Annotated in this window: 24 protein-coding genes and 1 tRNA gene; 12 read left to right on the top strand and 13 right to left on the bottom strand. The window is 64.5% G+C overall.

Features of this window, described 5'->3' with window-relative positions:
* Nucleotides 1-22 precede the first annotated feature (22 nt).
* The gene (gene aliA, locus HZF03_RS03300; RefSeq protein WP_119017414.1) at nucleotides 23-1,666 is read left to right on the top strand and encodes a cyclohexanecarboxylate-CoA ligase; all 1,644 of its coding nucleotides are present in this window, start codon (nucleotides 23-25) and stop codon (nucleotides 1,664-1,666) included.
* A gap of 27 nt (nucleotides 1,667-1,693) precedes the next feature.
* Nucleotides 1,694-2,470, top strand: coding sequence for an enoyl-CoA hydratase-related protein (locus HZF03_RS03295; protein WP_119017413.1), 777 nt, complete (start codon nucleotides 1,694-1,696; stop codon nucleotides 2,468-2,470).
* 19 nt (nucleotides 2,471-2,489) lie between these two features.
* Here HZF03_RS03295 and HZF03_RS03290 read toward each other — a convergent pair whose 3' ends face one another.
* From HZF03_RS03290 to fliD, 9 genes are all read right to left on the bottom strand, one after another.
* A complete protein-coding gene (locus HZF03_RS03290) occupies nucleotides 2,490-3,401 on the bottom strand; it encodes a flagellin (RefSeq protein ID WP_119017412.1) in 912 nt (303 codons plus the stop codon).
* Nucleotides 3,402-3,416: 15 nt separating this feature from the next.
* Nucleotides 3,417-5,180 (bottom strand): flagellar hook-associated protein FlgK, encoded by a 1,764-nt coding sequence (flgK, locus tag HZF03_RS03285; protein ID WP_119017411.1) that lies wholly within the window; start codon nucleotides 5,178-5,180, stop codon nucleotides 3,417-3,419.
* A gap of 21 nt (nucleotides 5,181-5,201) precedes the next feature.
* Nucleotides 5,202-5,654, bottom strand: a complete 453-nt coding sequence (locus tag HZF03_RS03280; RefSeq protein ID WP_119017501.1) for a flagellar protein FlgN — start codon at nucleotides 5,652-5,654, stop codon at nucleotides 5,202-5,204.
* Between the two features lie 24 nt (nucleotides 5,655-5,678).
* Nucleotides 5,679-5,936 (bottom strand): hypothetical protein, encoded by a 258-nt coding sequence (locus HZF03_RS03275; protein ID WP_119017410.1) that lies wholly within the window; start codon nucleotides 5,934-5,936, stop codon nucleotides 5,679-5,681.
* 5 nt (nucleotides 5,937-5,941) lie between these two features.
* Nucleotides 5,942-7,207 (bottom strand): flagellar hook protein FlgE, encoded by a 1,266-nt coding sequence (gene flgE, locus HZF03_RS03270; protein WP_119017409.1) that lies wholly within the window; start codon nucleotides 7,205-7,207, stop codon nucleotides 5,942-5,944.
* Nucleotides 7,208-7,226: 19 nt separating this feature from the next.
* Nucleotides 7,227-7,895 (bottom strand): flagellar hook assembly protein FlgD, encoded by a 669-nt coding sequence (locus HZF03_RS03265; RefSeq protein ID WP_119017408.1) that lies wholly within the window; start codon nucleotides 7,893-7,895, stop codon nucleotides 7,227-7,229.
* A 377-nt stretch (nucleotides 7,896-8,272) separates the two neighbouring features.
* On the bottom strand, nucleotides 8,273-8,572 hold the full coding sequence (locus HZF03_RS03260; protein WP_119017500.1) for a hypothetical protein: 300 nt from the start codon (nucleotides 8,570-8,572) through the stop codon (nucleotides 8,273-8,275).
* A gap of 95 nt (nucleotides 8,573-8,667) precedes the next feature.
* Nucleotides 8,668-9,060, bottom strand: coding sequence for a flagellar export chaperone FliS (locus HZF03_RS03255; protein ID WP_104511884.1), 393 nt, complete (start codon nucleotides 9,058-9,060; stop codon nucleotides 8,668-8,670).
* Nucleotides 9,060-10,631 carry a flagellar filament capping protein FliD gene (fliD, locus tag HZF03_RS03250; protein ID WP_234832170.1) on the bottom strand — a complete coding sequence of 524 codons (1,572 nt, stop codon included), beginning with the start codon at nucleotides 10,629-10,631 and terminating at the stop codon, nucleotides 9,060-9,062. The genes HZF03_RS03255 and fliD overlap by 1 nt, the downstream gene beginning before the upstream one ends.
* On the opposite strand from fliD, the gene HZF03_RS24415 reads away from it, so the two are divergent.
* Nucleotides 10,591-10,854: a hypothetical protein gene (locus HZF03_RS24415; protein ID WP_234832169.1), complete on the top strand. Its 264-nt coding sequence runs from the start codon at nucleotides 10,591-10,593 to the stop codon at nucleotides 10,852-10,854. The two genes, fliD and HZF03_RS24415, sit on opposite strands and share 41 nt — an antisense overlap.
* On the opposite strand, the gene HZF03_RS03245 is transcribed toward HZF03_RS24415, so the two are convergent.
* The gene (locus tag HZF03_RS03245; protein ID WP_011156207.1) at nucleotides 10,838-11,662 is read right to left on the bottom strand and encodes a flagellin; all 825 of its coding nucleotides are present in this window, start codon (nucleotides 11,660-11,662) and stop codon (nucleotides 10,838-10,840) included. The two genes, HZF03_RS24415 and HZF03_RS03245, sit on opposite strands and share 17 nt — an antisense overlap.
* 142 nt (nucleotides 11,663-11,804) lie before the next feature.
* On the bottom strand, nucleotides 11,805-12,503 hold the full coding sequence (locus tag HZF03_RS03240; RefSeq protein WP_119017406.1) for an RNA polymerase sigma factor: 699 nt from the start codon (nucleotides 12,501-12,503) through the stop codon (nucleotides 11,805-11,807).
* 502 nt (nucleotides 12,504-13,005) lie between these two features.
* On the opposite strand from HZF03_RS03240, the gene HZF03_RS03235 reads away from it, so the two are divergent.
* The 3 genes from HZF03_RS03235 to HZF03_RS03225 all read left to right on the top strand — a co-directional run bounded on the left by HZF03_RS03235 (nucleotide 13,006) and on the right by HZF03_RS03225 (nucleotide 17,349).
* The gene (locus tag HZF03_RS03235; RefSeq protein ID WP_119017405.1) at nucleotides 13,006-15,408 is read left to right on the top strand and encodes a hypothetical protein; all 2,403 of its coding nucleotides are present in this window, start codon (nucleotides 13,006-13,008) and stop codon (nucleotides 15,406-15,408) included.
* A 76-nt stretch (nucleotides 15,409-15,484) separates the two neighbouring features.
* Nucleotides 15,485-16,813 (top strand): hypothetical protein, encoded by a 1,329-nt coding sequence (locus HZF03_RS03230; RefSeq protein ID WP_119017404.1) that lies wholly within the window; start codon nucleotides 15,485-15,487, stop codon nucleotides 16,811-16,813.
* A 26-nt stretch (nucleotides 16,814-16,839) separates the two neighbouring features.
* The gene (locus HZF03_RS03225; protein ID WP_119017403.1) at nucleotides 16,840-17,349 is read left to right on the top strand and encodes a hypothetical protein; all 510 of its coding nucleotides are present in this window, start codon (nucleotides 16,840-16,842) and stop codon (nucleotides 17,347-17,349) included.
* A gap of 119 nt (nucleotides 17,350-17,468) precedes the next feature.
* Here HZF03_RS03225 and HZF03_RS03220 read toward each other — a convergent pair.
* Both HZF03_RS03220 and HZF03_RS03215 read right to left on the bottom strand, forming a co-directional pair.
* Nucleotides 17,469-17,545: transfer RNA gene (locus HZF03_RS03220), tRNA-Arg, on the bottom strand.
* A gap of 249 nt (nucleotides 17,546-17,794) precedes the next feature.
* Nucleotides 17,795-19,273 carry a sensor histidine kinase gene (locus tag HZF03_RS03215; protein ID WP_119017402.1) on the bottom strand — a complete coding sequence of 493 codons (1,479 nt, stop codon included), beginning with the start codon at nucleotides 19,271-19,273 and terminating at the stop codon, nucleotides 17,795-17,797.
* Between the two features lie 330 nt (nucleotides 19,274-19,603).
* Here HZF03_RS03215 and rpmH point away from each other — a divergent pair, with 330 nt between their 5' ends.
* From rpmH to argB, 6 genes are all read left to right on the top strand, one after another.
* Nucleotides 19,604-19,738, top strand: coding sequence for a 50S ribosomal protein L34 (gene rpmH / locus HZF03_RS03210; protein WP_006609582.1), 135 nt, complete (start codon nucleotides 19,604-19,606; stop codon nucleotides 19,736-19,738).
* A 23-nt stretch (nucleotides 19,739-19,761) separates the two neighbouring features.
* A complete protein-coding gene (gene rnpA, locus HZF03_RS03205) occupies nucleotides 19,762-20,103 on the top strand; it encodes a ribonuclease P protein component (RefSeq protein ID WP_011156201.1) in 342 nt (113 codons plus the stop codon).
* A gap of 16 nt (nucleotides 20,104-20,119) precedes the next feature.
* Nucleotides 20,120-21,988: a membrane protein insertase YidC gene (gene yidC / locus HZF03_RS03200; protein ID WP_119017401.1), complete on the top strand. Its 1,869-nt coding sequence runs from the start codon at nucleotides 20,120-20,122 to the stop codon at nucleotides 21,986-21,988.
* Between the two features lie 151 nt (nucleotides 21,989-22,139).
* Nucleotides 22,140-22,790 carry a ribosome biogenesis GTP-binding protein YihA/YsxC gene (gene yihA / locus HZF03_RS03195; RefSeq protein WP_011156199.1) on the top strand — a complete coding sequence of 217 codons (651 nt, stop codon included), beginning with the start codon at nucleotides 22,140-22,142 and terminating at the stop codon, nucleotides 22,788-22,790.
* Entirely contained in the window at nucleotides 22,790-23,158 is a 369-nt protein-coding gene (locus HZF03_RS03190) for a DUF423 domain-containing protein (protein ID WP_119017400.1), read from the top strand. The genes yihA and HZF03_RS03190 overlap by 1 nt, the downstream gene beginning before the upstream one ends.
* Before the next feature lie 124 nt (nucleotides 23,159-23,282).
* Nucleotides 23,283-24,179 carry an acetylglutamate kinase gene (gene argB / locus HZF03_RS03185; RefSeq protein WP_012494288.1) on the top strand — a complete coding sequence of 299 codons (897 nt, stop codon included), beginning with the start codon at nucleotides 23,283-23,285 and terminating at the stop codon, nucleotides 24,177-24,179.
* The last annotated feature ends 11 nt before the right edge of the window (nucleotides 24,180-24,190 follow it).

Raw genomic sequence — 24,190 nt, 5'->3', positions numbered from 1 at the left:
GAACAACTATTCCGGGGGAAACATGGAGTTCGACGCCGTTCTGCTGCCGCCACGCCGCGCCGCGAGCATCGCCGCCGGCCTGTGGCACGACCGAACCATCAACGACGATCTCGATGCCTGCGCGGCGTATTGCCCCGACAAAGTCGCACTGACCGCGGTTCGGCTCGACGGCGGCGCGGTGCGCCGCTTCAGCTACCGCGAGCTCCCGACGCTGGCCGATCGCGTCGCGGTTGGCCTCAGCCGGCTCGGCGTCGGCCACGGCGATGTCGTCGCGATGCAGCTGCCGAACTGGTGGCAGTTCACCGTGCTGTATCTCGCCTGCTCGCGGATCGGCGCGGTGCTCAACCCGCTAATGCCGATCTTCCGTGAGCGCGAGCTGTCGTTCATGCTGAAGCACGGCGACGCCAAGGTACTGGTGGTGCCGAAGAGCTTCCGCGGCTTCGACCATGAAGCGATGGCGCGTAGCCTGCAGCCCGATCTGCCGGCTCTGCGTACGATCGTCGTGGTCGATGGCGGCGGTGCAGACGATTTCGACACGCTGCTGACAACGCCCGAATGGGAAAAGCAGCCGGACGCCGCGACGATCCTTCAAGGCAGCCGTCCTTCTCCTGACGACATCACACAACTGATCTACACCTCCGGCACCACCGGCGAGCCGAAAGGCGTGATGCACAGCGCCAACACGCTGATGGCCAATATCGTGCCCTACGCGCAGCGGCTCGCGCTTCGCGAGTCCGACGTGATCCTGATGGCGTCGCCGATGGCACATCAGACCGGCTTCATGTACGGGCTGATGATGCCGATCATGCTGCGCGCCAGCGCGGTGCTGCAGGACATCTGGGAGCCGACGAAAGCGGCCGAACTGATTCGCACCGAGCGCGTCACCTTCACCATGGCGTCGACGCCGTTCCTCACCGACCTGACCCGCGTGGTGAAGGAGAGCGACGAGCCGGTACCCAGCCTGAAGACCTTCCTGTGCGCCGGCGCGCCGATTCCCGGGCCGCTGGTCGAACAGGCTCAGGCCGGTCTCGGCGCCAAGATCGTGTCGGCCTGGGGCATGACCGAGAACGGCGCGGTGACGCTGATCAAGCTCGACGACGACGACAAGCTCGCCTCGACCACCGACGGCTGCCCGCTGCCCGGCGTCGAGGTGAAAGTAATCGATGGCGACGGCAAAGCGCTGCCGCCGAACCAGATCGGCCGGCTGGTGGTACGGTCGTGTTCGAACTTCGGTGGCTATCTGAAGCGGCCGCATTGGAACGGCACCGACGCCGACGGCTGGTTCGACACCGGCGACCTCGCCTACATGACGGCCGATGGCTACATCCGGATCAGCGGCCGCAGCAAGGACGTGATCATCCGCGGCGGCGAAAACATCCCGGTCGTCGAGGTCGAGGCGCTGCTCTACAAGCACCCCGCCGTCGCCCAGGTCGCGATCGTCGCCTATCCGGACGAACGGCTTGGCGAGCGCGCCTGCGCCGTGGTGGTGCCGAAGACCGGCGCAAGCATCGACTTCGCCGCAATGGTCGAGTTCCTGAAGGCGCAGAAGCTGGCGCTGCAATACATCCCCGAGCGGCTAGTCGTCCGCGATGCGATGCCGGCGACGCCGTCCGGCAAGATCCAGAAATTCCGGCTGCGCGAGATGCTGCAGCACAACGATCTGTAAAGTGCACACCGATCACGGAGCACGACCTTGTCGTCCAATCCCATTATCACCGAAACCCAGGGCCGGGTCGGCATCATCACGCTGAACCGCCCTGAAGTCCTCAACGCCCTGAACGATGCGCTGATGGATGCGCTCGGCGCCGCGCTGCTGGCGTTCGATGCCGACGACGGCATCGGCGCGATCGTGATCGCCGGCAATGCCCGCGCGTTCGCGGCAGGCGCCGACATCGCCTCGATGGCGGCGTGGAGCTATAGTGACGTCTACGGCTCGAACTTCATCACCCGCAATTGGGAGACGATCCGTCAGGTGCGAAAGCCGGTGCTGGCCGCGGTGGGCGGCCTCGCTTATGGCGGCGGCTGCGAATTGGCGCTCGCCTGCGACATCGTGATCGCCGGCCGCAGTGCCAAATTCGCGCTGCCGGAAATCAAGCTCGGCCTGTTGCCCGGCGCCGGCGGCACGCAACGCTTGCCGCGCGCGATCGGCAAGGCGAAGGCGATGGACATGTGCCTGTCGGCGCGGCCGCTCAACGCCGAAGAGGCCGATCGCTACGGCCTGGTGTCGCGCGTGGTCGATGACGACAGACTGCGCGACGAGACCGTGGCGCTGGCCACCACGATCGCGGCGTTCTCCGCCCCCGCCCTGATGGCGCTGAAGGAAAGCCTCAACCGCGCATTCGAAAGCACGCTCGCCGAAGGCATCCTGTTCGAACGCCGCGAGTTGCATGCCCGCTTCGCCAGCGCCGACGCCCGCGAGGGCATTCAAGCCTTCCTCGAAAAACGCGCACCGCAGTTCACCCACCGCTAGGCGGTGCGGCGCCGCCTCGTCATTTCAGATAGCTGGCAAGATTGAGACTGAAGATCTTGCCGATCGCCGAATACGACGCGGTCAATTGCGACTGGTAGGTCGACAGTTCGGCGGTGACCGCAGCGACGTCAACGCTGGTCAGGTCACTCGCCAGCGTCGAGGCGAAGCTCTTGTAGTCGCTCTGCCGCGCACTGGCGTTCTCGATCGCGGACGCCGCGTTTCCGAGTCTTTCCTGCACCGAGGCAGTCGCATCAAGCGCGGAACTCGCCAGATCGAGCGCCGTCGCGATCTGGCCAGAGGACAGCGACGAACTGTTGGCCACATAGCGCAGCACGCGCATCACCTGCTCGAACGCGGAGTTGTCGGCATTGACGCCGTAGGCCACCGACTGGTCGGCGCTGACGCGGACGGACGTGGTCGCATCGTCGCCGACGTAATAGCTGGTGTCGGCGGTAGTGGTGCTGCCGGCGCTCGAGGCAAAGCTGCTGAGATCGACCGGCGGCGTCGATGTCTTACTGCCGGCAAATACGTATTGGCCGTCGTATTGCGTATTCAGCAGCGACCCCACCTGCTGCAGCATCTGCTGCGCCGAGCTGATCGCCGAGGTCGCTTCGGTGGTGCTTCCAGTCGACGCCGCACTGAGCTGCGAGCGGAGCTGCGTTACGATGTCGGCGATCGAGCCGGCCGCCGAATACATCACCTGGACTTTGCCGCCGGCCAGCGTCGCCGCATCGATGTAAGACTGCGCGCGGGTGACCCCGACCTGCAGATTGACGACGTGCTGGGCGTCGGCGCCGTAGCCGGCGAAGCTCTCGGACTTCACGCCCGAGGCTTCCTGGATCTGCAGCTCCGCCATCCGCGACTGCACCCGCAGCGCGTCTGCGATCATCTGTCCGGACTGCGCGAAGGTCGCGACCCGCATCACCGTCATGCGCTGGCTCCAGCGTCAGGTCGAGCTCACGGCGCTGACCAGCGCGGTGAACATCGCATTGATCGCCTGGATCAGTTGTGAAGCGGCAGTGTATTTATTCTGCAATTCGCTGAGCCGCGCCGACTCTTCATCGAGATTGACGCCGGACTGCGACGACAGCGAATTGGCGTAGGTCGATTGCGCAGCCTCCTTGGCGCTGTAGGTCGAGGACGCCTGCGACGCTTTCCCCGCGACGCTGGAAACGATGGTCGAGGCGAAGCCGGCGAACGAGCCGGTGACGGCCGCCAGCCCCCCCACCGCTTTGAAGCTGGTCGATCCGGTCAGCACATCGTACAGCGCACTGGCAGCGCTGGCGCCATCGGACGACAGCACCGAGCTACCGATGGTGAGCAGTGCCGACGACGACAGTGTCGCCAGCGACAGCGACGTTTTGCCGGACAGGATATCGCTACGGACCGCGATGTCCGACGCCCCGGTGGCGGTTACGAGATCGTTGAGGCCGAAATAGTCGGAGAAGCTTTCACCGGCGCTGCCGACCGAACTGGTGAGCCCCGCAATCGAAACGCCTGTGTTGGACGCGGTCGTGGCGATCTTCAGGTGCCCGCTGGAATCGATCGTGGCCGACAGCCCGGACACGCCGTTAATGGCGTTCACCAGATCACCCACATTCGAATAGGACGACAAATCGAGATCGCTATAGGAGATCAGCTTGCCGCTTGAATCGGTGACCGCGAGACGCATCGAGCCCGTCGCGGACAACGCGTCCGAACTGCCGACCGTGGCGGTACCAGTCAGGCTCGCTGGCGGCGGCAGCGTGGTCTGGCTGTTGGACACAGCATTGAGCCTGGTCGCAAGCTGCTGTGCCAGTTCGTCGAGTTGCGATTGGGCGGCCGGTAGCGTCTGGTCGCGCAGCGTCACCAGTGCACCGATTTTGCCCGACGTGATCTGCGACGTGACATTGACGCCATTGAGCATGATGCCGCTGAAGCCGCTGCTGCTGTAGCTGGTCGCGGCGCTGACGCTCGCCGTCGTAGTGTAGCTCAAAGGATGCGCCGTGCTGTCGACCAGCGCCTGACCGGTTGCGGTATAGACCTGCAGATCGCCGTTCGACGCGGTGTAGTAGCTGATGTTCATCTGAGACGACAGATCCTGCAGCGCGGTGTTGCGCTTGTCTTCGAGATCCGCCGTCGACTGGCCCGCGGCCGCCGCCTGTTTGATCGCCGCATTCAGATCGGCGATCTTCTGCACATCGTCGTTCACCGAGCCGACCGCCGAAGCGATGTCCTGATCGGCATTGGACCGCAGTTTCTGGATGCCGCTGGAGGTCTCGCGCAATTGCGACGTCACGCTGTCGAGCGCATCGACCACATTGGACTGCAGCGCCGAACTGGTCGGCGTGCTCGCAAGCGACGACAACGCCGACTCCAGCGATGCCAGCGTATTGGCGAGCGAGGTTCCGGTCGAGGTACTGGTGGCGCTGGTCGAGGAGCCGTAGAGCTGCTGCAGCGAGGTCAGGTAGCTGTTGGTGGTGTCGGCCGCGCCCAGGTCCGAATTCGCCGCGATCAGCGATTTCAACAGCAGCTTGTCGACCGAGCTGGTGATGCCGGTGACGGTGACGCCGGTGCCGACCCCGCCGGTGACGCTGCTGGCCTGACCGGCCGTCTTCTTGGTGTAGCCCGTCGTGTCGGCATTCGAGATGTTCGCCGAGGTCACTGAGATCTGGACCTGCGTCGCCGCGAGGCCGCTGAACGCGATGCTGCGGGCGATGTTGAGCGACACGCGAACCTCCCTGGGCTTGGATCAGGCGCGAAGGCTGGTCCCGCACGACACCGCGCGGGCGGTGCGCGTCCCGGCGGCGCCATACGGCGCATTGCCGGCCAGTTGCTCGCGGATCGCCTGCATCACCGCCTCGATCCGACGATTGCTGGCTTCGATCGCAGCGCGCAGACGCATCAGGTTTTCATCCATCGCGCCACGGAGCTGAAGAATCCGGTCGAGCAGTCTGTCGCGCAGCTGGCGGTTCTGCACCTGGATCGCCCCATTGCCGCCAGTGCATTCAGCCACCCAGCGCTCAAACAGCTCGGCGAGCCGCGCCTTCTCGTCGACCTGCTTCAGCCGCGACGCGGGCAATCCCTTGGCGAGTTCGACATTCTCGTCGTCGATCACCAGGATCAGGTCATCGATCAGCGCGATCATCGCCAGCGCGCGCTCGTCGCTCACCGGGGAAACCGTGGGGGTGCCAATCTGTGCCATCTTCATCATTCCCGTTGTTCGAATTCAGTGACGCCGCACGGGTACGCCTGCCCCGCGCGCGTAGGCCTTGATCGCCGTGGTCCGCGTCGTCGCGCGGGCCATCTCGCTGCCGACCCGCTCCCGGCCTCGGACGAGCTCACGCTTGATCTTCTCGATCTCGTCCAGCAGCGCGACCAGTTGGCCGCGATCGCCGCCGTCCACTGCCTGCGACAGCAGCTTGAGCCGTGCTAGCCGGCTGAGCAGCAATTCGAGATGCGTCTCATCGCTGACGGCAGTGACCATGGCGGCTACCTCATTGCCGAGATCAGGGTGTCGAACATCTTGTTCACCGTCGTGATCACCTGCGAGGCTGCCGAATAAGCTTGCTGCGCCGAGATCATGCTGGCGAATTGGCTCGACGTGTCGGTGGTGCTGGATTCCAGCTCGCTGCCGTAGATCTTGCCGGCACCGTTGCTGCCGGACGTCTGCACCGACGCATCACCGGATGCCGCGGTCACCGAATAGATGCCGTAGCTGTTCACCGACAGGCCGTCGGGATCCTTGAAGGTCGCGACCGCGATCTTGTAGATCGCGATGGTCTGTCCGTTAGAATAGGTGGCATTGACCGTGCCGTCGTCGCCGACCGCGATGCTGCTCAGTTTGCCGTAAGGCAGGCCATCCGACGAAATACTGGTGACATTGATGGTCGGCGTCGCTTCACCCGATGCATATTGGGTAAGGCCATTGGTCTTACCGACCGTTCCCAAATCGAGCGAGATCGTGCTGTTCGCAGCGCCGTTGGTCCAGCCGGACACCGAGATCGTCGGCGGACTGGGATTGGTGGATGCGAGTGAGCCATCACTGTTGAACGTCAGCGACACCGAGCCGGAGGTGGTACCGGTGGTGGTGCTGGTGCTCGACGACAGCGTCGGATTGGCGAAGCTCGCCGTCCAGGCATTCGACGCGGTCTTGGTCCAAGTCACTTGGATCGAGTTGGCGGTGCCGAGCGAATCGTACACCGTCATCGAGCTCGAATAAGTCGCGCCCGTTGCGGCATCCGCCGGCAGATTGGCCGCGAAGGTGGTCTTGGTGGTCGCGCTGCCGCTGGTCGCGGCCACGTTGGTGTTGATCGGCGACAGTGTCGCCGACGATGCGTCGCCGACGATCTTGCCGTCGGCATCGGTGCGCCAGCCTTCGAGGTAATAGCCGCTGTTGACCAGGTAGCCGGCGTTGTCGATCGAGAACGCGCCATTTCGGGTATAGGACGTTGTGCCGCCGGAGGTCTGGTCGGACACGACGAAAAAGCCGGAACCCTGGATGGCAACGTCGGTCGCGTTGCTGGTCGCGGCCAGAAGTCCCTGCTGGCTGATGTTGGCGCGTCCCGCCACGGTGACGCCGCCGGATGCGTAGGACGTCGCGCTGCTCGACGCCGTCACCAGCTGGCTGAACATCGCCGAGGTAGTCTTGTAGCCGGTGGTGTCGGAGTTGGCGATATTGTCGGAGATCATCGACAGGGATTGGCTCTGCGCGTTGAGCGCAGAAATCGCTGAGGAAAGCGCGCCAGTGAGACTCATGATACTACTCCGGCCGCACTCAGGACGAAACGCCGATGATGTTGCTGGCGCTGACCGACACGCCGTTGACGAGCAGGGCCGGCGTGCTCGACGAGGTGTCGATTCCGGTCACGGTGCCGCTGACGGTCGAATATTTGTAGACGGAGTTACCGGCGGAATCGGTCGCGCTCACCGAGATGGTGTACTGGCCGCCGTCCGCGAGCTGGGTGCCGCTCGAATTCTTGCCGTCCCAGGTGAAGCTGTTGGAGCCCGCGTTGCCCGAGCCCGTGCCGCTCCACACGGTGTTGCCGGAGGAATCCTTGATGCTGATCGACACATCGGAGGCCGCCGAGGACAGCGTGTAGCCGAAGGTCGCCGAGCCGCCCGTCAGTGTCGCCGTGTCGGTCTTCGCTTCGACGGTGTGACCGATGTAGTTGACGGAGTTCAGCGTCACCAGGCTGGAGAACGAATTCGCCAGCGAAGTCATGCTGGAGTTGATCTCCTGCTGCTGGCTGAAATTCGCATAGGATGTCAGCTGATTGATGAAGTCGGTCGTGCTGGTCGCGTTCAGCGGGTCCTGGTTTTGCAATTCGCTGATCAGCAGGCTGAGAAAATCGCTCGAGCTCAGCGACGAAGACGCCGAACTGGTCGAACTCGCTGTGCTGGTCGTGGTGGCGGCCGTCGATACGGCGCTGGAAATCGTGGTCATGGCGCAGCCATCCTGTCTTCGCCGGATGCGGCGGAGGACTCGGTCGTGTGGTGATCGTCGTGGCGGTGATCGCAAGGTGGTCTGCTGATCAAACGGGCGAGGCGGCCAAATCAGGCGCGCGTTCGCCACGGCAGAACAATTTGATTGCTCGGCAGAATTTGCCTGTTGAGGACGAGACGGAACGGCGCCGGCACGATCAGAATGCGTACCACCCAGCCAATGGCGATACGCGCCGCAGACGCGTCAGCGCGATATCGAGATCGATTCAAAAACGTTGGATGAATTGGGCCCCGGCATCATCGCCTAGCCGGCTGATCCGGAAAGCAACGCGCTGGAACGCGTCGCTCCAGAATCGCTGGCGCGTCAGCAGAGTCTCGCTAGCCGTGGGGAGTCGCGGGCTCGGAGGAAGCGCGATCGTCGGCGGGTTCGGTCTTGGCAGTTGTCTTGGCCGTTTCGGCGCGCACGGCAGCCGCAACGATCCGGTCAGCGAGTCCTGCCGGGGCCCGGACCGGTGGAGCGGACAGCGCCTCACGGACGGCACGCACCTGAGCCAACAGCGCACGCGCAGCGGCGGACTCCTGCAGCAATCTCTCCGCGGCGAGACGTCGATCATCCGGCCAGCGGGACGGATCTTCCCCCAGCCGATCGATCAGGTCTTCAAGTTCCGCAACGTCCATGCTGTGCTCGCCGAGGGCTGCCACCTCCCTCATAAAGCAATTGCGCGCCGGCGGAAATCCGTTTTCGGTGGAGACGATTACGGGGATCATCGTTATCAACGTCGCGTCGTCACCGCGACGTACTCCCAGGCCTCGCGCAACTCGGCGATGCTCGCGATGATCCGCCGCAGGTTGGCCTCCGCATGCGGCCTGCCATAGGACCGCAGCGCCGCCAGCACCAGCGCATTGTACGTCTCGTACAGCCGCTCGGCGACGGCGCCACCGCGGCTGCAATCGAGATGATGGCTCAGGCCGCGGAGAATGGCGGTCGCCCGCACCAGGCAATCGTGGCCATGCTCGAATCGTCGCGCTTCCTGCGCCTCGATCGCCTGATGCAGCAGCGTCATGGCGCCGCCATGCAACATCACCACGGCCTTCAGCGGGGGAACGGTCACGGCAGTGCCGCGATAAGCCTGATTGGCGCGGTGCGCCATTGCATGCTGGGTCATCAATTACTCGAACTGGCGTTGAGCAGGGCCTTCAGATAGGTCATCGTGTTGTCGGCGCTCGCGATCGCCGCCTGGTATTTGGCATACTGCGTCTGCAGCTGCGCCTTGAACGTGGCCGCCGCGGCCGTGATGTCGTCTACCCGCTGCTGCAGCTCGCTGTCGCGGCTCTGAAGATTGGTGATCAGTGTCTGCAGCGAGCCGGTGCTGGCCGAGGCCGTCTTGGCGATCTGGTACATTTGCGTGGCAATGCCCGATGTCGACGTGACGGTGATCGACTGCGAGGTGGTGCCGGTATAGGTGAATGCCATACCGGCGTAGATGCTGCCGGACGCGCCGATGATCGTGTTGCCGCTGATCGTGAACAGCGAACTGTCGCCACCGACCGAAGCGCTGCTCAGCGTTCCGCTGGAATCAACGGTCAGATCCAGCGTGAACGACTGGGGGGACGTTCCGGTGTTGACGACGCTGAGCTGGCTGGACGACGTGGTGGTCTGCGCCGACAGCAGCTTGGTGACGCCGCTGAGATTGGTGGAGAGGATCGTCGACAGCGTGCTTGTATCGAGTTCGAGTTCGTTCTGATCGTTGAACGACAGGCCGAGGTCGCTCATCGACAGTCCACCCACCGTCGTGTTCAGCGCCGCTTCCAGCCGGGTCGTGATGTCGCGCATGGTCCCGTCGCCGAACAGCACGGCGCTGTCCGATGCCGTGCCGTCGGAGTTAGTCGCCTGCTGCGCGATCACCTCGTCCCGATACGTATTGTAATTGGTGACGAAGGTGGTCAGCGCCGATTGGATCTGGCTGGTGTCGGTTCCGATGCTGATGTTGATGGCCGAGCCGGTCGGTGTTGCCTGCAGCAGGTTGAAGGTGACGCCTGCGAGCACGTCGGTAATGTCGTTGGTATCTCGCGTCATCGAGATGCCGTCGAGCGAGAACTTCGCCGCTTGAGCGGTTTGCAGCACGTTGGCAAGAGCTCCGGAGCTGCCGGTGAACCCGAGCGAATTCAGAATGTCGGTTCCAGAACTGCTGGAATAGGTGATATCGGCCGCATCCTTGGTACCGGTCAGCACCATTTCGTAGGCGCCGGAGGAGACCTGGACGATCGAGGCCTCGACATTCGTGGTCGAGGTCTGCGCATTGACCGCATCGACGATATCCTGCAGCGACATCGCGCTGGTGACGGTGATGTTTGCGCTGGATCCACCCGCGAGCCCGAGCGAAAACACGCCCGAATAGCCGAGATCGTCGGTTTGACTGGACTGCGTCGTGCCCATCACCTTGTGGGCGGTGGCGATCTGGCTGATCGTCAGCGCATGGTCGCCGGTCGCGGCACCGTTGCTGACGCTCATCGACAGCGCCGAGGAGGCGCTGACGTCACCGGTCGACGACAGCGTTGCGGCCCGCGTGGCGAACACGTTGGTGGCCAGCGAATTGACCACCGCAGTCGCCAGCGAGGACAATCCGGACGACAGCTTGCTGAGATCGGTCTGCAACGTCTGATAAGCCGAGATCTTCGCCTCGTTGGCGGTGATCTTGGTCGAGATCGAAGTGGCCGCGGCAAGCTTGGCGTTCACCGCCGAGGCGATCAGCGAATCCCAGTCAACGCTGGTGGTTGTCGAGCTGCCCGAAGTCGTCACCGAGGCGCCCGATGACGACGTCAACGAACTCGTGCTGCTGGTCGTGGCAGTGCTCGACGTCGTGCTGCTGACCGAGGTCATGACCAAAGTCCGATCACAGGAGGAGGCCGGGCACGGCCGGTGCCGGCCCGGATCAGATGTCATCAGCCGAGCAGCTTGAGCAGGTATTGCGGCATCTGGTTCGCTGCGGCTTCGGCCGACACCGCTGCCTGGGTCTTCACCTCGGCGGACGACAGCTTCGCCTGTTCGGCCGCGATATCGACGTCCTTGATGGCGGAATTCGCCGACTGCAAATTCTGCGTCTGGGTCGAGATCGAGTCGGCGCTGAAATTGAACCGCGACTCCTGCGCGCCGATGCTGGCGCGGGCCGACGATACGGTGTTGATCGCGGTGTCGAGTGCGCTCAGCGCCGTGGTAGCGCCGGACAGGCTGCTGACGTCCAGCGTCGACACGCCCAGCGTCGAAGCCTTCAGGTTCGACAGCGTAATGGTGATCGAGTCGCTGCTCTGCGTGCCGACCAGCACGGCGACGCCGGAGGCGAACACGCTGGTGCCGTCGAGCAGGCTCTGGCTCGAATAGCGGGTGCCGCTCGCGATCGAATCGATCTGACTGGAAAGTTGCGAGAATTCCGAATTGATGTAAGCGCGGCTGGAGTCGGTGGTGGTGCCGGAGGCCGATTCCGAGGCCAGCGACTTCATCCGGGCCAGGATGTCGCTGATGTTCGACGCACCACCGTCGGCAGTCTGCAGGATCGCCACGGCTTGGGACGCGTTGGTGGCGGCCTGCTGCAGCGTGGTGACGTCGGACGAGATCCGCGTCGAGATCGCAAGGCCGGCGGCGTCGTCGGACGCCGAGGTGATGCGCGAGCCGCTCGCCAGTTTCGACAGCGAGCTGGTCTCCTGGGCGGAGTTGATGTTGAGGTAGCGGACCGCGGAGTTGGCCGCCGTGTTTGTCGAGATCGCGGGCATATCAAGGCTCCTGTGCTGAACGGCATAACCCGCCGCATCGCGGCGATGACACCTGACGACGCGGGATCGTCCCCGTCTGATTGCTCAAACGGAGGGACCCGCCGCGATCAGGCGACCGGCGCGGACGCAGCGAAAGTTATGGTCAAAAATCGGTAAACGCCGCCCGCAGCTCGGACTCATCGCCGCTGAGCCTTGCGCGAAGCTGCTGACGCCCGCGTTTGAGCAGCGACTCCACCGCGGCGATGGTGGTGTCCATTACCTCGGCGATCTCGGCGTTGCTCATGTTCTCGTGGTACGACAGAATCACGGCGATCCGCTGCTGCTCGGGCAGCCGCTGCATCGCCGCTTCGAGCAGATTGCTAAGCTCGTTGCGCTCGATCACGCGGACAGCATCCGGCTGAGTATCAGCCACCTCGGGAACGGCTTCAACGTTCTCGGTACGCGGCTTACGGCGCAGGTCGATGCAGCGATTGCTGACGACGCGATACAGCCAGGTCGAGAACTTGGCACGGCCGTGCTGCCAGCGCCCGCGATGCGTCCACACCTTCAGCATGGTGTCCTGCACCACGTCTTCGGCATCGGCCGCATTGCTGAGGATACGGAGCGCGATCGAATAGGCCCGGTCGATGTGCCGCTCGACCAGCATCCTGAAGGCCGCTTCGTCGTCGGTCGCGAGCCGGTCGAGCAGATCGGCGTCCTCGTCGAACACCATCTCGGCACTCACCGGCGGACTATCGAGCACGATCTCGACCGGCGGCATGTCCGACGCTTCGTTATCGGCCGGGGCAGTCGCGGCGACTATGACTTCGGCGGGAGCCAAAACATCGAGCGCGCCATTCATCTCGCATCCTCCAACTCGCAGCCCCGGCAAAACTCCGCCAACGCGGGCTCATCGAGTTGAACGCGCCACCGCCCTCGATCAGGCGCTGGATTTTGCAATTTTTTCAGACACTTAGGAGGAATAATTTGCCCACCGGCGGGCAAATTTTGCCGCCTTGAGCGCGGCGACGAAACGCAAACAGCCGCTCCGCGCAACGCGAAACCGGCCGCGCGCGACCACGACGTCATCGGGACAGCAGTGCTGGTGGTAGAAGAACGAAGCGCAGAAAGTCGAAGCCGGCGCTGAGCGACCTTGGGGCGATCAATTCGCCGAAGAACTGTCAGCGAAGGCGGCATCTCCGCCCGCGGAAATTTCCAACTCATCGATCCGACGATCACACATGTTCGAATCTGTCAGTTCTCGGTGAAAGCAATCAACTGATCGCACGACGACTTTCTGTATCGACGCGCCTGATTTGTACCATGCGTCCGTTGAACAAAGGCAAACAATTGAGTTTCGCCTTATGTCTTTTGTTTCTATCGATCACACACCGCGCGCTCAAAATCGTTTCGCCTGGTCGTTCGATGTTTTCGATACATTTCTGATCCGCGCCTGCACCACGCCGACCGGCGTATTCGAGCGGACTTATCAGCTGTCGCGTGTTTCGAATCTGTGTCCGAATGTGTCTGACCATTTCGTCCAGCATCGTATCCTGGCTGAGTCGCGTGTGCGCGAGGCGGCGCGTTCGCGCGGAGAGGCGACAGAGATCAACATCGACCAGATCTACGCGCGCTTCCCCTTCCGGCTGTTCGGATTGGAGCGCGAGGATCTCAACCACCTGATCGAGGCCGAGTTCAACGCCGAACTCGAACTATGCCGAATCAATCCGGACATGCTCGAGCAATATCGCGCGCGGCGCCGCGCCGGAAATCGCGTCGGCTTCATCTCCGACACCTATTGGAATACCGAGCGGCTGGGCCGGCTGCTGCGCGCCTGCAGTCCGGGGCTGACGTGGGATTTCCTCTACGCATCGTGCGATCACGGCACCGGCAAGGCAGAGGATCTGTTCGCGACCTATCTGCGCCAACAAGGTATCGACGCGAGCTCGGCATACCATGTCGGCGACAATGAGCATGCCGACATTCGCGGCGCGAAGCGCCATGGCATCCGGCCACAGCACATTCCGCAAGCCGGACCGCGGCTCACAACGCGGCTGCTGCGCGAAGATTCGCTGCAGCAACTGATGTTCAAAGGACAGCCGACGAGGCTCGACCACGGCGCGCGCACGCTACGGCGGATGGTGGCGGCGCGTAGTGCCGAAAAATCTGCGGCGCATCATCTCGGCAGCACGGTGGTCGGACCGGTGTTGGCAGCATTCGACGAATTCGTGGCGACGCGCAGGGCCGACCTTGCAGGTGATGGCCGCCGTATCGCGATCGGGTTTTTGGGCCGCGACGGCTTCCTGTCGCACCGCCTGTGGCATCAGACCCGCGGCGAGCCCGCCGCTTATCTGGAGGTCAATCGCCGGGTCAGCCTGATTGCCTCGGCCGATACGATCGGGCCGATCTGCGAATTGATCCGCAAGATCCCAAGGATCGACGCGGCGAAACTGCAGGACATGCTCAAAATCTTGCCGCCGGCCCTGGCGGATTTTTTTGCGCACTGCGACGGTGGAATCGCCACCGGCGCCGAACTGGCTGATGCCCTTCCAAACCTGATCGAGCCGCACGAGATCGCAATGCTGGCGGCCGGTCTGCGCGAACGCCTGCTCGATTACATCAGGCAGCAGATTCCCGACCTCGACGACTGCACCGACCTGCTGCTGGTCGATCTCGGCTATTCGGCCAGCGTGCAGAAGGCGCTGAGCCGCGTGTTCAAACTCGCCGGTCTCGAGCTGCGCGTCCACGGCTGCTATTTGCTCGCCCTCGGCGACGCGTGGGACGAGCTCGCCGAGGAGGACTCCGTTTCCGGGCTGATCGACGATCTGGTGCTGGCGCCGCATCTCAATCGAATGCTGATCCGTAACGCGCCGATCCTCGAGCAGATCTGCTGCTCGGCAGACGGCTCGGTACGCGACTATGAGGACGGTCATGTGCTCCGCGAGCCCGATCCGCGACCGGCCACGCAGATCGAGGTGACATCCGAGATTCAGGCGGGAGTGTTGAACTACGCGTCGGCGGCACGCGGCGTCGCCCACGAATTCGGGCTCGATCCCTATCGGGACCTCGGCGTCGCCGCGCGCGCGACCGCCACGACGCTCGGCCGCCTGTTGCTGCTGCCGGACGACGAAGAACTGGCGCTGTTCGGCTCATTTCAGCACGACGTCAATCTCGGCACCGATACGCTCGCGCCCATGATTCACAGCAACGCGATCAGCAACCAGATCGCGCTGCGGGGGCTGCCGGTGACCTGTGCGCTGTCGCCGCCGCCGATGTGGATGGCGGGTAGCTTCGCTGCGGTCTCGCCGTCGCATGCCTATCTCTATGCGTTGTTCGGCGCAGGCCAACTTCCCGGCGAGATGGTCGGCGACCGGCCTCACGGCTCGCTCCGAATCGGTCTGTTCGGTGCGGATGGCGCGGGATCGCTTCAGGAGGTGTCGGTGCTGCGTACTGGTTTCGGCGGCTTGCGCCTGCGCATTCCACTGTCTGGCGCGATGCAGATCGCCATGATCGCGGTGCCGCTGGGCCGGCTCGCGCGCGAGGGCCTGATCGACGGGGTGATGATCCAGCGCGGAAGCACGGCCGCCGAGACGATGCGCACCGAAGCGTTCATGCCGGTCGCCGCCGACCGCCTCAGCGCGGCCGGGCTGACCCGCAGCGGACGGCACTACCTCGCTGCAGACGACGAGGGCTGCCTGCTGATTCCGGTCGAGCCGGCGGACGGCATCACCATTTACACCGTCGCAGTGACCCCGCTCGGCTGTTAGCGGACCAGGCGCCGGCCGCGCCTGATCCGACGGCCTGCTGCGTTGAAGTCATAACCATGCCTTCAACGAGCGCGCCATGATGCCGACCTCCCCCTCCGCCAAGCTCACCGAACTGCTGCAAGCAAGCGGGCTGCGGCTCGGGACGTCGCAGCGGCGACGACTGGACTGGCTGGCGGATCGCGTGGGTCCCGCACGGCTGCAGCGTCCCGGCGAAGCGCCGGACCGTGACGCCGGGCTGGTGATCGTCACAGAGCCGATGAGCGGGGCCGGCGCCGAGCTGTTCTGCAACGCGCTGCCGCGGGATTGCATGGTGGTGCTGCCTTTCGGGGAAAATCCCGACTTCGATTTCCTCAAATCCAAACTCACCGAGTTCGGCACCGTCGGACCATGCGGAGCCGAGGGCCCGCATGAAATGTGGTGGGGCGGAGTCGGCGACGCCGAGACGCTGGTAGCCGATTCTGGCGAGACAGCCCGACCTCGGATCGTGTCCTGCTATCAGCACGGCTGCGACGATCTGGTCTGGCCGCTGCAGCAAGCCGCCGAGTCGTTCGGTCTCGCCGCGCACATCGGCCCACTGATGAGCGAATGCGACGACCGTCTGCTCGCTTATGAGAAGGCCGAGTTCATCCTGCAGGCCTGGGAGCTGTTTCCCGAACCGCTGCTCTATATCGAAGCCGGCGCGTTGTTGCAGGCACAGCCGCTTCTGCCGGCACAGCTCGATTGCGACGTCGCCCTGCACCGATGGAATCGCTGGGAGCTGTCGGCGCGAACCTTGTATTTCGGCCGTTCGGACGCAGCGAAGGCGCTGCTGCTCGGCTGGCTGCGGTTGGCCAAAGCCCACCCCGCCGTCTGGGACGGCTATCTGCTCGACCAGGCCTGGAGTCTGGCGCTATCGCGCAGCGCGCTCGACACGGTCTGGCTGCCGCGCAGCTATCACACGCTGCATGGCGATCCGGCGCAGCCCTCGGCGGTGATCGTTCACGATCTGCCCGGCACCTCGGCCGACCTCGGCCCGGACCCCGGCTTCGCATCGCTGGTGCGTACCGCGCGCCGCGCCGGCCGCACTGGCGGACGTGACGCGCTGGTGGTGATGACGTCACATCAAGCCTCCGGCGACGGCGTTGCGGTCATCCTGCGGGACATCGCGGCCGCGGACAGCCGGCTCGTCGCCACAACGGTCGAGACCACGACGAGCGCCTTCGCAGCCGACAATGGCGGGTTCGGCCGGCTCGAACTGATGCTGTGCGCATGGCGGGATGAAGTCGACTTCGCGCGCGAAGCGGCGGCATCGGCGCGGCTGCGCGTCGCGGAGATCGTGCCCGGCCAGCCGATCCCTCACGACTTCTTCGCCAGGCTCGATCGGCAGGACGCCGGAGCCCCTTCCCTGATTGCCCACGGTCGCTAACTCGCCATCACCACCAGGAGATCGTCATGCTGAAAAACCTGATCCTGTTCGCCGCCAACGACGAACACCGGCCCGCGCTCGCCGCGCTGCTGCGCGAGCACAATCCCGGACTGACCGTCAGTGACGATCTCGAACTCTGCGATCTGGAGCAGCTCGAGCCCGAGGAACTGCAGGAGTCGCGCCTGGTGTGTTTCGGCGGCCCGCTGACGCTGCAGAGCGATGTGGTGAAGCAGATCGGCCACGGCGCCTATCAGTTCTACTACGCGCCGCTGCAGTACCCGGGGCTGGCACCGAGCACCGCCCAGGAGACCGAAGATGACGGCCCGTGCGTTTCGGTGATCGCGCAATCGATCGGCGACGCCGCACCGTTCGATCAGATCATCGACATCGAGACCGTCACGCTGCCGGCGAACATCGAGGCCCCACAGCGCGACCTGATCGCCTTCACCCGCCTCGCCCGGATGTTCTGGCGCCTATCGCACGCCATCGCTTGCGAAAGCATGCCCGCCGAACCGCGCAGCACCCGTTTGAACTGATGGACTGATCGCAAAGCTTCTGCGCTGGGCCGGCACGACCTGCGCTGCCTGGACAGCGCGAGGCGATCACATCTCTTTGCCGCCGCCTGAACAGATATCGAGTTCGGGAAAATTCGAAATGGCGCGCCCGAAAGGATTCGAACCTCTGACCCCCAGATTCGTAGTCTGGTGCTCTATCCAGCTGAGCTACGGGCGCGTCTGCCGCGAACTCGCTGGGCGTTAGAGCCTGGAGCCGCCGGCGTTCCGCAACGGCGAAGCGCTGCGAAGGCCGCCATAGCTAGCGGCTCCGGTTCGGATTGGCAAGCGCCCCGGCTGCTCTTTTCTTACGGATTGACGACGCTGCGGCCGTCCTGGGGATTGTCAGTGGCAAAGCCAGTCCGCAACCACGCCAACGCATGCCCGCGCGGACGGCCGTCGGCTTCGAAAAATCTTGAGCTGCAGGGAGTTAGGCGCGAGCCCGTTCGCTGCGCAGGCTGTGCAGATCGACCGGGCGGTCGGGGATCGAGATCCGGAAGGTGGCGCCGATCGTGCCTTCCACCAGCTTGATCTCGCCGCCATGGGCCCGGACCAGCTCCGCCGCGATGGCGAGGCCGAGGCCCGAACCGCCAGCGCGGACCGAGCCGTGGAACGCCTCGAACAGGTGATCGCGCGCCTTTTGCGGCACGCCGGGGCCGGTGTCCGACACCTCGAGCACCGTGACCGAACCTTCACGGCGGCCAGTGATGCGGATCTGCTGCAGGTTGGCGTCGTTGCGCGGCTGGCCTTCCAGCGCCTGGGCGGCGTTGCGCACCAAGTTGAGCAGCACACGGAACAGTTGGTCCGGGTCGGCATCGATGGTCAGGCCGCGCTCGATCGCACTGACCCAGGTGATCGACGCTTCATCTGCGAGCCCTGCGGTTTCGCGAACATCGTTGACCAAAGGCTCGATCAGGATGCTGCGGCGGTCCGGCGCCGCTTCCTGGGCGCGGCCGTAGGACAGCGTCGACTGGCAGAACGCGATTGCGCGCTCCAACGAGCGCACCAGCTTCGGGGCGAACCGCTGCACCCGCGGATCCGGCACGCTGGAGAGCTGATCGGACAACAGCTGTGACGACGCCAGCAGGTTGCGCAGGTCGTGATTGATCTTCGAAACTGCGAGCCCGAGCGCGGCAAGACGACTCTTCTGATGCAGCATCGACACCAGATCGCGCTGCATATCCGACAATTCGCGCTCGGCGAGACCGATTTCGTCGCCGCGTGGGCCGGGCACCACGATCGAGGCCGGGCTTTCCGGATCGCGGCGGAAATTGACCATGTTGGCGGTCAGCCGCCGCATCGGCCGCACGAACAGGAAGTGCAGCGCCAGATAGATCAGCCCCGTCGTCAGACTGGTGATGGTCAGCGACACCAGCAAAAGATTGCTGGAGAAGCGATACATCGCGTTGCGCAGCGGCGCGGCGTCGATCACCACCTCGATGAATTCGGCGTTGCCTTCGGCCGGCCCGACCACGCGAATCGCCGGGTTGCCGCTTTCCAGCATCACCACGAAGGAGTCCAGGATCGCGCCCCACGGCGTGACGTTGCGCATGTCGACGACGTGGTCGATCTTGGTCGGCAGATTCGAGCTGGCGAGCAGCCGGCGCTGCTGGCCCATCTTGATCGCCACCGCACGCGCTTCGATCGAATCGAGAATCTGCTGCGCCAGCGAGTCGGGCACTCGCCCCGATGGCGATGCATCCAGAACCAGCGCCGCGGTGTTGGCAGCAGCCAAGCGGTCATTGAGCCGGTTCAGTCGATAGTTGGCGATCGACGGCACATAGATCAGGATTTCGGCAATCAGGATCAGCGGAATCGTCAGCAGCAGCAGCTTGCCGGACAGCCCGATTTTGGGCTCCAGGCCGCGCCGCCAAGCGTGCGTCTCCGGCTGTTTGTCCGCTGCCTGCACCGCGTCTTGCCCTCGGCCCGCTCCTCACCGCCCGAACTCGGCCGGAATCGCGACAATATCTAATGTCAAGATGCTCCTTTGCCAGAAGCAGGTCAAATTACCGTTTCCTCATTCGTGAAGACGCGCGCGCGGTTTCGACACGTCCAAAGCCGCGTCGGGCGCAATTGACGAGACCAGGGCGCTCCCGTATAAGCCGCGCCAACTGTCCGCGATGGCCCGGCTCTGCCCGGGGCGGTTCATTTTTGGGCTGCATCCGGCTCATTCGTGAGCCGACATCTCCGGGCTTACCCACCACTTATGAATAACTGACCCGGCAACGGAGAACGACCCGTGAAGCGGACTTATCAACCCAGCAAATTGGTGCGCAAGCGCCGTCACGGCTTTCGTGCCCGTCTCGCCACGACCGGTGGCCGCAAGGTGCTTGCGGCGCGCCGCGCCCGCGGACGCAAGCGTCTGAGCGCCTGATCGGGCTTGCCCGGGACCTGTTGATGGAGCGGTTACGGCAGCGGGCGGATTTCATCGCCGTTGCCGGCGGGCTGCGGATCAATGGGCCTGCCTTCGTGCTGCAGAGCCTGCGCCGCGAAGACCAGGGCCCGATCCGGGTCGGCTTCACCGTGACCAAGAAAATCGGCACCGCGACCGAACGCAATCGAATTCGCCGCAGACTGCGCGAATTGGTGAAGCGGACGGATCGCGGTTTTCTGCTGCCGCACAGCGACTATGTGCTGGTCGGACGCCGTGCGGCGCTGAGCCGCGACTTTGCCGTCATGCTCGGCGATCTGCGCACCGCACTCGAGCGGGTGGCGCGGCGCTCTCCCAAACCCGCGTGAGTGACGAGACCCGACGATGTCCGACAATCGCAACACCATCCTCGCCGTCGTTCTGTCGGGCCTCGTGCTGCTCGGCTGGCAGTACTTCTTCAACATCCCGCAGATGGAAAAGCAGCGCGCCGCCCAGCAGGCGCAGCAGCAGGCCGCCAAGCAGCAGGCTGAAACCCAAACGCCGGGCGCAGCTTCACCCGCCGCCGCACCGGCCGCGCCTGGCGCCCCGGGTTCGGCTCCCGCAAGCCCGCAGCAGCCGGCCGCGGCTCCGACCGTCAGCCGCGAAGCCGCGCTTGCTGCCGGGCCGCGCATCAAGGTCGAAACTCCGCGCCTGTCCGGCTCGATCGCGCTGAAGGGCGCCCGGATCGACGATCTGGCGCTGATGCAATATCGCGAAACGGTCGATCCGAAGTCGCCACCGATCGAGCTGTTCTCGCCGTCGGGCAGCGCCCGGCCGTATTACGCCGAATTCGGTTGGGTCGGTGCCGCCGGCGCCAGCGTCAAGCTGCCGGACCAAAACACGCTGTGGGAGCAGGAAGGCACCGGCGCCCTGACACCGGCCAATCCGGTCACGCTGAAATGGGATAACGGCGAAGGTCTCACCTTCCGCCGCCAGATCACCGTCGACGACCGCTATCTGTTCACCGTCAAGGACGACGTCACCAACACCGGCGGCGCCCCGGTAACGCTGTATCCGTTCGCGCTGATCTCGCGCCACGGCACCCCGCACGTCGAAGGCTACTACATCCTGCACGAAGGCCTGATCGGTTATCTCGGCGACCAGGGCCTGCAGGAATACAGCTACAGCAAGATCGACGAGGCCAAGTCGGTCGGCTTCAAGGCGACCAACGGCTGGCTCGGCATCACCGACAAGTACTGGGCCTCGGCGCTGCTGCCCGACACCAGCGCCCAGCTCCAGGCGCGGTTCTCGGCCAACAAGGTCGGCAACGTCACCACCTATCAGACCGATTATCTCGAAGACGCCCGCACCGTTCCGATCGGCGGCACCGTTACCGCGAACGCACGGCTGTTCGCCGGCGCCAAGGAAGCGCGGGTGGTCGGCATCAACTTCCCGTTCGCCGGCCTCGGCGGTTACGACCGCCAGCTCGGCCTGAACCATTTCGACCTGTTGATCGACTGGGGCTGGTTCTACTTCATCACCAAGCCGATGTTCCTGGCGCTGGACTTCTTCTTCCATCTGGTCGGGAATTTCGGCGTCGCCATTCTGCTGGTGACGGTGCTGGTCAAGCTCTTGTTCCTGCCGCTCGCCAACAAGTCTTACGCCTCGATGGCGAAGATGAAGGCGATCCAGCCGCAGCTTGCCGCGCTCAAGGAGCGCCACCCCGACGACAAGGTAAAGCAGCAGCAGGAAATGATGGAGATCTACCGCAAGGAGAAGATCAATCCGGTCGCCGGATGTCTTCCGATCCTGCTGCAGATCCCGGTGTTCTTCTCGCTGTACAAGGTGCTGTTCGTTACCATCGAAATGCGGCACGCGCCGTTCTTCGGCTGGATTCACGACCTCTCGGCACCGGATCCGACCAACATCTTCAACCTGTTCGGCCTGATCCCCTACGATCCGACCGCGATCCCGGTGCTCGGCCACTATCTGGTGCTCGGTGCCTGGCCGCTGGTGATGGGCTTCACGATGTGGTTCCAGATGAAGCTGAACCCGCAGCCGCCGGATCCGACCCAGCAGATGATCTTCGCCTGGATGCCGGTGATCTTCACCTTCATGCTGGCGCACTTCCCGGCCGGTCTGGTGATCTACTGGGCCTGGAACAACACTCTGTCGGTGGCGCAGCAGGCCTTCATCATGCAGCGCAACGGCGTGAAGGTGGAGCTCTGGGACAATCTGAGAACCAGCTTCGCCAAGAAGAAAAAGCCGACCTGAGACGACCTCGTCATTCCGGGCTGCGTGCCGTGAGGCGCGCAGCCCTGGAATTTCGAGCTGCACGGCGATTCCGGTTTCGCTGGTTTCACGAGGGCGCGGGAACGACGCCAGCACCGGGCCAAGGCCCGCATCAGTTTCGGAGCCTCGCCGCATGACCGACGCCATCGATCCCGACCTGATCGAACGCGGCCGCAAGATGTTTGCCGGCGACTGGCATTTCATCTGGGCGTCGCCGTCGATCGAGACTCTGCCGCCGATGGGCAGCGTCGAGATTGCCTTCGCGGGCCGCTCCAATGTCGGCAAGTCCAGCCTGATCAATGCGCTCACCGGCCGCAACGCGCTGGCCCGGACCTCGCACACCCCGGGCCGGACTCAGGAATTGATCTTCTTCGAAGGCCCGCCGAATGCCGGGCTGCGGCTGGTCGACATGCCCGGCTACGGCTACGCCGCCGCCTCCAAGGCCAAGGTCGCGTCCTGGACCTCGCTGATCCACCACTTCCTGCAGGGCCGCGCCACACTGGCCCGCGTCTATGTGCTGATCGACGGCCGCCACGGGCTGAAGGACGTCGACCTCGACATCCTGAAGACGCTCGACAAGGCCGCCGTCAGCTACCAGATCGTGCTGACCAAGGCCGATCAGGTCAAAGCCGCCGAGCTCGCCGAGCGGGTGACCGCGACCGTCGCGGCACTGGCGAAGCACCCTGCCGCATTCCCGGAAGTGCTCACCACCTCCTCACGCACCGGGGCAGGGATGCCGGAGCTGCGGGCGGCGATGATCCGCCTGCTCGACGAGCGTCGCTGATGAACTTTTTGCTCCGCCTGCCGATCGTGATCGCCGGGCTGTACGGCGGTGCCGGCGTCGCCCTCGCGGCGGCGAGCGCGCATCTGCCGGATGCCAGCCGGCTCGGCCCGGCGTCGTCAATGCTGCTGTTTCACGCCTGCGCGATTTCCGCAGCAGTGCTGTTGGTGGAGCGCGGCATCGCCCACCGGATTGCCGGACTGGCGGCGGTGTTCGGCTTCGTGCTCGGCACAGCGCTGTTCGCCGGCGCGCTGACACTGCGGCAGTTCACAGGCCACGGCCTGTTTCCGATGGCGGCGCCGACCGGTGGCTCGTTGCTGATCGGCAGCTGGCTGTTGCTCGCAGTCGCCGCACTGTGGCCACGGCGCTAGCGATAACCCGGGCCGCGGATTCCGCCCCTAGGATCGGCCGCGCCGAAATGCTAGCGATCTGTCCCGCCGCAACGGCCCCGGAATTGCTCGTTCAGATCGTCCCTTCAGCTCGAAAGACCGCTTCATGACCGACGCGCCCGTCATCAGCCCGCTCGATCAGGCCCGGATTCTGTCCGAAGCGCTGCCGCACATGCAGCGCTACGACGAAGAAACCATCGTCATCAAATACGGCGGTCACGCCATGGGCGCCGAGGACACCGCCAAGGCGTTCGCGCGCGACATCGTGCTGCTCGAGCAGACCGCGGTGAACCCTGTGGTGGTGCACGGCGGCGGCCCGCAGATCGCGCAGATGCTCAAGCGACTTGGCATCAAGTCTGAATTCGCTGCAGGCCTGCGCATCACCGACGCCGCCACCATCGAGATCGTCGAGATGGTGCTGGCCGGCTCGATCAATAAGCAACTAGTCGGCTACATCAACGAGGCCGGCGGCAAGGCCGTCGGCCTGTGCGGCAAGGACGGCAACATGGTGTCCGCCACCAAGGCGACGCGAACCATGGTCGATCCGGATTCGCGCATCGAAGAGGTGATCGATCTCGGTTTCGTCGGCGAGCCGGAGAAGGTCGACCTGACCCTGCTCAACCAGCTGATCGGCCACGAACTGATCCCGGTGCTGGCGCCGCTCGCGACCTCCGCGTCGGGCCAAACCTTCAACGTCAATGCCGACACCTTTGCCGGCGCCGTTGCCGGCGCGCTGCGGGCCAAGCGTCTGCTGTTGCTGACAGACGTGCCGGGCGTGCTCGACCAGAACAAGAAGCTGATCCCCGAACTGTCGATCAAGGATGCCCGCAAGCTGATCGCGGACGGCACCATCTCGGGCGGCATGATCCCCAAGGTAGAGACCTGCATCTACGCGCTCGAACAGGGCGTCGAAGGCGTCGTCATCCTCGACGGCAAGGTCCCGCACGCAGTGCTGCTCGAACTGTTCACCAACCAGGGCACCGGCACGCTGATCCACAAGTGATGCGGGGCGGC

Source organism: Rhodopseudomonas palustris, from assembly GCF_013415845.1.
Lineage (GTDB): Bacteria > Pseudomonadota > Alphaproteobacteria > Rhizobiales > Xanthobacteraceae > Rhodopseudomonas > Rhodopseudomonas palustris_F.
The sequence above is the reverse complement of the archived record's forward strand: the minus strand, read 5'-3'. Positions and strand labels throughout refer to the sequence as shown.

Coding starts and splice junctions, on each gene's coding strand:
- aliA (WP_119017414.1), top strand. CDS start 23: ATGGAGTTCGACGCCGTTCTGCTGCCGCCACGCCGCGCCGCGAGCATC.
- HZF03_RS03290 (WP_119017412.1), bottom strand. CDS start 3,401: ATGACGGTGATGCGGGTCGCGACCTTCGCGCAGTCCGGACAGATGATC.
- HZF03_RS03280 (WP_119017501.1), bottom strand. CDS start 5,654: ATGGCACAGATTGGCACCCCCACGGTTTCCCCGGTGAGCGACGAGCGC.
- HZF03_RS03275 (WP_119017410.1), bottom strand. CDS start 5,936: ATGGTCACTGCCGTCAGCGATGAGACGCATCTCGAATTGCTGCTCAGC.
- flgE (WP_119017409.1), bottom strand. CDS start 7,207: ATGAGTCTCACTGGCGCGCTTTCCTCAGCGATTTCTGCGCTCAACGCG.
- HZF03_RS03265 (WP_119017408.1), bottom strand. CDS start 7,895: ATGACCACGATTTCCAGCGCCGTATCGACGGCCGCCACCACGACCAGC.
- HZF03_RS03260 (WP_119017500.1), bottom strand. CDS start 8,572: ATGGACGTTGCGGAACTTGAAGACCTGATCGATCGGCTGGGGGAAGAT.
- HZF03_RS03255 (WP_104511884.1), bottom strand. CDS start 9,060: ATGACCCAGCATGCAATGGCGCACCGCGCCAATCAGGCTTATCGCGGC.
- HZF03_RS03245 (WP_011156207.1), bottom strand. CDS start 11,662: ATGCCCGCGATCTCGACAAACACGGCGGCCAACTCCGCGGTCCGCTAC.
- HZF03_RS03240 (WP_119017406.1), bottom strand. CDS start 12,503: ATGAATGGCGCGCTCGATGTTTTGGCTCCCGCCGAAGTCATAGTCGCC.
- HZF03_RS03235 (WP_119017405.1), top strand. CDS start 13,006: ATGTCTTTTGTTTCTATCGATCACACACCGCGCGCTCAAAATCGTTTC.
- HZF03_RS03230 (WP_119017404.1), top strand. CDS start 15,485: ATGATGCCGACCTCCCCCTCCGCCAAGCTCACCGAACTGCTGCAAGCA.
- HZF03_RS03225 (WP_119017403.1), top strand. CDS start 16,840: ATGCTGAAAAACCTGATCCTGTTCGCCGCCAACGACGAACACCGGCCC.
- rnpA (WP_011156201.1), top strand. CDS start 19,762: ATGGAGCGGTTACGGCAGCGGGCGGATTTCATCGCCGTTGCCGGCGGG.
- yidC (WP_119017401.1), top strand. CDS start 20,120: ATGTCCGACAATCGCAACACCATCCTCGCCGTCGTTCTGTCGGGCCTC.
- yihA (WP_011156199.1), top strand. CDS start 22,140: ATGACCGACGCCATCGATCCCGACCTGATCGAACGCGGCCGCAAGATG.
- HZF03_RS03190 (WP_119017400.1), top strand. CDS start 22,790: ATGAACTTTTTGCTCCGCCTGCCGATCGTGATCGCCGGGCTGTACGGC.
- argB (WP_012494288.1), top strand. CDS start 23,283: ATGACCGACGCGCCCGTCATCAGCCCGCTCGATCAGGCCCGGATTCTG.